General features: G+C 33.8%; 8 protein-coding genes and 1 riboswitch. Of the genes, 3 read left to right on the top strand and 5 right to left on the bottom strand.

From position 1 onward, the window contains the following. Nucleotides 1-68 precede the first annotated feature (68 nt). The 4 genes from ACZIYX_RS23250 to ACZIYX_RS23235 form a co-directional block, all read right to left on the bottom strand. Nucleotides 69-611, bottom strand: coding sequence for a DUF4252 domain-containing protein (locus tag ACZIYX_RS23250; RefSeq protein ID WP_462684660.1), 543 nt, complete (start codon nucleotides 609-611; stop codon nucleotides 69-71). Nucleotides 612-706: 95 nt separating this feature from the next. After that, on the bottom strand, nucleotides 707-1,246 hold the full coding sequence (locus ACZIYX_RS23245; protein WP_462684659.1) for a DUF4252 domain-containing protein: 540 nt from the start codon (nucleotides 1,244-1,246) through the stop codon (nucleotides 707-709). A 59-nt stretch (nucleotides 1,247-1,305) separates the two neighbouring features. Continuing rightward, nucleotides 1,306-1,743, bottom strand: coding sequence for a hypothetical protein (locus ACZIYX_RS23240; RefSeq protein ID WP_462684658.1), 438 nt, complete (start codon nucleotides 1,741-1,743; stop codon nucleotides 1,306-1,308). After that, nucleotides 1,730-2,239: an RNA polymerase sigma factor gene (locus tag ACZIYX_RS23235; protein WP_462684657.1), complete on the bottom strand. Its 510-nt coding sequence runs from the start codon at nucleotides 2,237-2,239 to the stop codon at nucleotides 1,730-1,732. The genes ACZIYX_RS23240 and ACZIYX_RS23235 overlap by 14 nt, the downstream gene beginning before the upstream one ends. Before the next feature lie 212 nt (nucleotides 2,240-2,451). Here ACZIYX_RS23235 and ACZIYX_RS23230 point away from each other — a divergent pair, with 212 nt between their 5' ends. Beyond that, complete coding sequence (locus ACZIYX_RS23230; protein ID WP_462684656.1) at nucleotides 2,452-3,879, top strand: S41 family peptidase; 1,428 nt, start codon at nucleotides 2,452-2,454, stop codon at nucleotides 3,877-3,879. Between the two features lie 176 nt (nucleotides 3,880-4,055). Here ACZIYX_RS23230 and ACZIYX_RS23225 read toward each other — a convergent pair whose 3' ends face one another. Then, nucleotides 4,056-5,999 (bottom strand): TonB-dependent receptor plug domain-containing protein, encoded by a 1,944-nt coding sequence (locus ACZIYX_RS23225; RefSeq protein WP_462684655.1) that lies wholly within the window; start codon nucleotides 5,997-5,999, stop codon nucleotides 4,056-4,058. Between the two features lie 81 nt (nucleotides 6,000-6,080). Beyond that, a riboswitch (cobalamin riboswitch) is annotated at nucleotides 6,081-6,335 on the bottom strand. Nucleotides 6,336-6,417: 82 nt separating this feature from the next. On the opposite strand from ACZIYX_RS23225, the gene ACZIYX_RS23220 reads away from it, so the two are divergent. Both ACZIYX_RS23220 and cobT read left to right on the top strand, forming a co-directional pair. After that, nucleotides 6,418-6,951 carry a bifunctional adenosylcobinamide kinase/adenosylcobinamide-phosphate guanylyltransferase gene (locus tag ACZIYX_RS23220; RefSeq protein WP_462684654.1) on the top strand — a complete coding sequence of 178 codons (534 nt, stop codon included), beginning with the start codon at nucleotides 6,418-6,420 and terminating at the stop codon, nucleotides 6,949-6,951. Between the two features lie 52 nt (nucleotides 6,952-7,003). Then, entirely contained in the window at nucleotides 7,004-8,041 is a 1,038-nt protein-coding gene (gene cobT, locus ACZIYX_RS23215; RefSeq protein WP_462684653.1) for a nicotinate-nucleotide--dimethylbenzimidazole phosphoribosyltransferase, read from the top strand. Nucleotides 8,042-8,085 lie beyond the last annotated feature (44 nt).

The raw sequence follows: 8,085 nt of genomic DNA, 5'->3' as shown, positions 1-8,085 counted from the left end.
TTAAAAAAGTCAAACCCTCGATATTTTAAGTTACACACTTAATGAAACAGTGTCACAAAATGAAAAGATTAATCAAAATCTATAGAATTTGCTATATTTTTAAAGCTATCCAAATTAATTTTTCCTTTTTCTACAGATTTCATAAGCATGGCCATTTTTTCTGGTCGCATATTATCTCCTAAAACCCGTATCAATGCCAATCCTTTTTTTTGATCTGTCGCAAAAATAATAACCTCATCAATATCGTCCTCTTCGCCTTGGTATTTCAGAACTGCTTTCATGCCATTCGACCCAAATCGCATTAGTGTTTCGTATGTATCTGCATCCAGAATTTTTTTTATTGCAGTACTTTCTTCATCAAACCTGCCTTGATTAGATCCTTTAAGTGGTAAAGCCAAAAAATTTATCTTTTTTATGCTTTCTAGTGCTTCTTGCTCTTCTTTGTTTAATTGTATGGTTTCTTTACTTAAAAGACTAGAGGGTATATCTACTGCTATAAAATCATTATCTCCCTGATGGTCTACAAAATATTTTTGTAATGACGGTTCTCTATTACAACTCATTAGTAAAACAATACTAAGAATCCCTAAAACTCTGTATATATTTTTCATTTCTGTTATTTTTTTGATTGATTACTTTTTGATTGATAACCAATATCCTCTTGCCAAAAAACAAGAAGATATTGATTTGTATAAATAAACTGTGCTTAGTTTCTTTTTTCTTTTACATTTTTTAGTTCCTCACCCCCTGGCACATTAAGGTGATCTGCGATTTTAGAAACTTGTTTAAGATCTATATCCCCTGTAATAGTAAGAACTACAGTATTTGGCCCATCTTTTTTTTCTTGCATCCCATCCAAAAACATAAACAACTCGCTTACGTGATCTTCATCTTTACCTGGTTTTGAATAAAATCTAACATTTTTTCCATCGCTGTTTACTCGCATTAACTCTTCCATCGAAGTACTTTTAAGGTAAGCTGTAACATCTGCTTTCATCTTTTGCCCTACCTCTTTGTTTTCTGTAGCAAAAACCTTTATGTTTTTTATATTTTCTACAAGATTCATGTACTCTTTTACTTCTGCATCATTGCTTTCTATATCTAATTTACTTAATAATTTAAACATTTTACTGGTTACTACGACCGAGGATACATCCTGCATGTTTTCGTACTTATCAAAATTACCTTGTGCGTTAGACATAAATGGTAATGCTACGATTGCTATAATAATTGCTATTTTTTTCATGTTATTTAAGTTTTAAGGCCGCTACAAAGTATTTACCGTGTTTTGGCAATTATTGTTATTTATTTTATTAATTTTTTTGTTGTGTCTTCAAATTCATTCAAATACACTAATTCTTCTGTACCCTTATTCATCAATTGCGAAACCATGCTAAGGATTTTTTTGGTTTCTTGTAAAGCTATTTCAGGATCTTCATAGGTGCCTAAATTTTCATCCTGGCCTATAGGTTGTTTAGCAAAAAACAGTCCCGCTATTAACACTACAGATGCTGCAACTCCTACCCATGTGTACCATGATTTTTTATTAGTTTTTAGTATTAGATCTTTGGTAGCAGTAATAGTTCTCTCTTCAGAAAAATACTGAAACAGACTTTTATATCTCTCAAGGTGTGCCGGCACAGTTTCTCTGGTAAAATAAACCTTTAATTCTTTTTCTTCAGAAATGGTCGTTTCGCCCTCGAAATATTTCTCCAATAATTTCTCAATTTTAGACAACTCCATAATTGTGTTTTTTTAATAATTCTTCTCTAATTTTTTTTCTTCCTCTGGACAATGCTACTCTTACAGCTACTTCGTTTATCTCCAGCATATCTGCTATTTCTGCATTATCATATTGCTCTATATCCCGCAACTGGATAATCATTCGTTGTTGTTCTGGCAAACTATTCATGATCTTACTTACCCAATCCAGACTATCTTTTGCTTCTACTTGTCTTTGTAACGAAGGTCTTTCATCCTTATAATTACTATGCACAATTTTTAGGTTTCCGGTTTCTTTGGCTTTAAGTTTATCATAGCAATAATTTTTGGTCATTGTCATTGCAAAAGCTTCCACATTATTGTACTCTGTCATTTTATTTTTATTTCGCCACAGTTTCAGCAACACTTCTTGTGTAGCATCCTCTGCTTCTTCATTGCTTACCAACAAGCGTTTAGCCAACCTAAAAAGCTTATCTTTAAATCCGTTTGTAAGCGTTATAAATGCTCTTTCTTTCATTATTGGTGGTTGTTATCATAAAGCTTTGTCAGCTTTATATTAGGGAGACGACTATATATCTAATTTGTTACATTCTTTTTAATTTTATAATAAAGTACTTACATTTAGCCCTACAAATTAAAATAATTTATAAAGTGGTTTATTACATTATATACTAACAGAAATGGTTATTGGGGCACTTTAACAACAAATACAAACAAAAAAATAAGCACATGAGACACTTAAAATATGTTACCTTATTACTATTTATTGGAAGCCTTTTTACGGCTTGTTTTAATGACAATGATGATGTCCCCCAGGTCTCTGACACTAATGATATAAATGATTTTATATGGAAAGGGCTTAATGTTTTTTATTTATACAAAGCAGATGTTACCGATCTGGCAGATAATCGTTTTTCTACAGATCAGGATTACACCAATTTTTTATCCGGTTTTTCTACTCCCGAAGCTATTTTTGATGCTCTTAAATCCAGTGTGGATGATTTTAGCTTTTTGGTAGATAATTATATAGAACTAGAGCAAGCATTTGATGGTATCACAAAAAACAATGGTATGGAGTTTGGGTTGATTAGATACCCAAACAATGAGTCTCTTGTTTTTGGTTATGTACGGTATGTACTGCCAGGTACCGATGCAGAAGCAAAAGGAATAAAAAGAGGAAATATTTTTAGTACCATTGATGGAACTCAAATAACTACAGAAAATTTCAGAAAACTATTAGAACCAGATACCTATACGATTGGGCTGGCGGCTTTTGATGGCACTAATATTACCCCTAATAATACTACAATTTCTCTTACCAAAGTACAATATACAGAAAACCCTGTTCTTTTATCCAAAACTATAGATGCAGGAGGTAAACCTGTAGGATACCTTATGTACAACTCTTTTACTGCTGATTTTGATACGCAACTTAATGCTGCTTTTGCCAAATTTGCTTCAGACGGGGTAACTGATCTGGTTTTGGACCTGCGATATAATGGTGGTGGTTCTGTTACTACTGCAATCGATTTGTCGAGTATGATCACCGGGCAATTTAATGGTAAAGTTTTTACTACAGAACAATGGAACTCTGACCGACAAGAACAGTTTGGAAGCACTAATCTTTTTGATAATCAAATAAGAACCGGGGATGCTATTAATTCTCTTAATTTAACCAGAGTGTATATAATTACCACCAGAAGTTCTGCTTCTGCCAGTGAGCTGGTAATTAATGGACTGGATCCATATATTACAGTTACCAAAGTTGGATCTACTACACGAGGTAAATTTCAAGCATCTATAACGTTATATGATTCTGATAACTTTGGCAGACAAGGAGCAGACATCGGGCATACCTATGCTATGCAACCATTGGTACTTAAATCTATAAACTCTGCAGGAGTTACTGATTATTTTAATGGTTTTACTCCCGATATAGAAATCAAGGAAGATTACTCTAATCTTGGAACTTTAGGGGATAGTAATGAGCCTCTTCTTAAAGCTGCATTAGATAATATTACTGGTGCCAGAAGCGCTAAAACATATAACAACACTCTACAACTGGAAAGTGTTGGAAACAGTAAAATGTTTACCCCAAATTACGAACGGATGTACCAGGATACAGATGTTTCTAAAGTTAAAAAGCTAAAATTATAAAATTTAAAGAGATCGTTTAAAAAGCAGTATCTAGTTGTCAAACTGAGCCTGTCGAAGACTAATTTATAATCTATAGATTATAAATTAGTCTTCGACAGGCTCAGACTGACATTATTTAATATTTTGACTTTTTAGATGACCTCTTTTGTGTAAAGTAAAGAATTAGATTTTATAATTCAGAACTTTAAATTAAATCCTATTCTGGCATTTCTACCTCTGGTATTAAACCCTAATATCTCTTGATAATCTTCATTGGTAATATTTTGCATCGCTGCAAATACACTTAGGTTCTCTAGTAACTGGTGGCTTATATAAAAATCCAAAACCCCATACCCATCCAAAGATACCTTTACTGGTGCAAAAGTTACAGGATCTGCATTAGCAAAATCATTATCCGTACGTTCTGTATTATATTGATAACTTAAAGATGTATATGTTTTTTTGCCTAATTGATACCCAACACTTGCATTAACCATCTGTTCTGGGATACGGGTATTATCTTTTAATTTATCAATATTAGTATAGGTATAATTACCACTTATAGATAGTTTATCCTCCAGAACTTTTGTAGACACCTCTACCTCTACTCCATCTACTTTTATATCCTCTGGCGAATTAAAATTTACAAATGTCGTTGGATTAAAAGCAATAAAATTTTCTGATTTACGATTAAAATACACAACGCTTACACGCGTCTTTTTTTCATTTAAAAACTCTACTCCCCCTTCAATCGTTGTGCTTTCTTCTGGTTTTAGATCAGGATTACCAGTATTAAAAGCAGTATCATATAACTGAAATAAAGATGGAGTTATATATGCTGTACTATAAGATGCTAAACCTTTAATATAATTGTTACCAAAAGTATAAGTATACGATGGGTTAATACTGTATACTATTTGGTTATCATATACACTATGCGTATTTAATCTGGCTCCTGCATTAATGTTTAATCCAAAGTTTGAGGTATATACTACATTGGCATACGGATCTACAATATCAAACGTTGCTTTTTCATCACTTATAGTTTCTTCTAAACGAGTACTCCCAAAAGGAATATTAGAAAGGTTAAAATCGCTAAAAGATGCATTAACCCCTACTACCGTATAAAAAGCAGAATTTATAGTATACTTATTGTATCCATCAAAAGTATGTACTTTTCCTTTATATTTTGAAGGGAAACCAGATTGTGTAAAATCTCTTTCCAAAGATGCAAAACTATTGGTGAATGTAAAACTACCATTTGGATATTTCACCTCCCAAAAAGATCCCGCTCTTAGCTGTTGACTATCAAATGTATTATCACCATCTACTGCTGCTCCTGCATCAAAATCATTTTTGTATTGATCCAGATTTCCGAAGAAATGAAACTTAAAATTATCATTATATCGATACCCCAATTTTGCATTTACATTAAATTTTGAAAATGCATCTTCTTTTGCGTCCTTAACTTCGGCTGCCGATAACCCATCTGCAAATTGATTACTTACACTTGCCAGATAACTTACCTTTCCTGCAGTTCCGTTTACAGAAGCAAGATTTACAAACTCGTTAATGTCATAGTCCTGATCGTCCTGCGATTGGTTAGTACCTATACTAGATTGAAAGTTAGCTGCAATTTTTTCTTTACTCTCAGATTTTGTAGTAATATTAATTACCGCAGTAGCCGCCCCAGAACCATATAACGTACTCGATGCTCCTTTAAGAATTTCAATTTCTTTAATTTGATTTACCGATAATAACCGCAAATCAAAATCTCCGGAAGAAGTTGAAGGATCACTAACCGTTACCCCATCAATTCTAATTACGACTTGTCGGTTTCTACCACCACGCACATACACCCCCAGATCTTGTCCTGGTGTACTGCCACTACCATTTATAAACATCCCCGATGCTCTAGAAAGAACGGTAGCCACAGACTGCCCTTGACTGCGCTGTAATTCTTCTTGCGTAATCTTAGTAATTACCTTACCGCTTTGTTCTCTTTTTAGATTAAATTTAGAATCCGAAATAACAACTTCGTCTAACTCATTAACTTTTTCATCTATTTGTATTTCTTGTCCAAATACAAACGAAGATCCCAGCATTACCAATGCTGTTCCAAAAAACATTTTTTTGTTCATTTCTTAAACACTTAATTTTACTATTGCCGGAAAAAAAGTATGTAGTTTACCCATACCCAAACCTTTGTCCCGAAAGTTTGACTTACTATCCAAATTAAGGCAGGTCTCCTGGCTTGCGTCTTGTTGTTTACCTTCCCGATCCAAGATCAGTGGTTTAAAAGAAGTAACAACAAGCACCTTAATATGTAAAAAAACATATACAAAAAAGGCACAGCTTACAGTTGCGGGAACAGCTCAGGATTTATTAATTCTAAATTATAGAAGTAATGCACCTGATTCCCTTTTAATCTTTAACTCTATGGTAAGAGTATAAGAACCAAAATTCTGGGCGAATGTATTATATTTTAAGTTATTTGAGATTACTTTAACCTAAAAATAATTTATACAATTACCTTTGTACTATCTAAAAACTACCTAAATGCTATACTACATTACAGGAGGAGAACGCTCCGGAAAAAGCAAATATGCTCAGGATCTGGCAGTACAACTATCTGACACACCATATTATTTGGCTACATCCAGAGTTTGGGATGAGGATCATCGCCAACGTATAGATCGTCATATTGCAGACAGAGACAGCAGATGGATATCTATCGAAGAAGAAAAAGAACTATCCAAAGTAATACAAGATAATAGTGTAGTGGTTATAGATTGTGTGACACTATGGCTTACTAATTTTTTTGTAGACACCAAAAATGATATCGAAAAATCATTAACCCTTGCCAAAGCCGAATTTGATAAATTATTAAAAATCGATGCCACTATACTTATCATTTCTAACGAAATTGGTATGGGAGTACATGCTACTACCGAGGCAGGAAGAAAATTTACAGAGCTACAAGGATGGATGAATCAATATATCGCCAAGTATGCAGATAAAGCTGTACTCATGGTTTCTGGCATACCTGTCGAAATAAAAGGTGCCGAAGTGCTTTTAAAAAAGCAAATCTAATTTTTACACCCCATACAATAATTCTTATAAATATTTAAAAGTAAACACTATAATGAATTTTGCAATAGCGTCTGTCTCTAATGATACATTAGAAAAAAAAATACAATTCAAAATCGATACCAAAACAAAACCGGTGGGGGCATTAGGCGTTTTAGAAAAAATTGCCTTGCAAATAGGCATGATCCAAAACAAGGAAAACCCCGAGTTAAAACAACCTGCCATTTTGGTTTTTGCAGGAGATCATGGTATTGCTAAAAAAGGAGAAGTTAATCCTTACCCGCAAGAAGTAACCGCCCAGATGGTATACAATTTTATAAATGGCGGTGCAGCAATTAATGTATTTTGCAAACAAAATAACATTGCACTTAAAATAATAGATGCTGGAGTAAATCATGATTTTAACGGAATCGCAAATATTATACATGCAAAAATAAACTATGGTACCAAAAACTATCAGGATACCCCTGCCATGACTCTGGAAGAATGCACTACCGCTATAAAAAAAGGAGCCAGTATAGTTACAGAAACCTATAACAATGGTTGTAACATTATTGGTTTTGGCGAAATGGGAATTGGCAACACCTCTTCTGCTTCTTTGCTAATGGCATATTTTACAAAAAATACCGTTGCAGAATGTGTAGGATCCGGTACCGGGTTACAAGCAGAAGCTATTGCTATCAAAAAATCTATCCTGTCCAAAGTATTTGACACATATACTCCTGCATCTCCATTAGAAGCGCTAGCCACTTTTGGCGGGTTTGAAATTGCTATGATTACAGGCGCTATTTTAAAAGCTGCAGAACTTAAAATGACAATTTTAATAGATGGTTTTATTGTTACTGCTGCTTTATTGGCTGCTCATGCAATAAACAACAAAGTAGTAGACTACTGTATATTTGCACATACTTCTGAAGAGCAAGGACATCAAAAAATGCTAAACTTTTTAGGTAAAAAACCACTTATTAACCTGGGTATGCGACTAGGAGAAGGCACAGGGGTTGCAGTTGCATATCCAATTATAGAGTCTGCCGTACACTTTATAAATACCATGGCAAGTTTTGAGAGTGCAGGGATTTCTGGTAGTGAGTAGTGAGTAGTGAGTAGTGAGTAGTGAGTAGTGAGTAGTGAGTAGTG

This window comes from Aquimarina sp., from assembly GCF_977115655.1.
The sequence above is the reverse complement of the archived record's forward strand: the minus strand, read 5'-3'. Positions and strand labels throughout refer to the sequence as shown.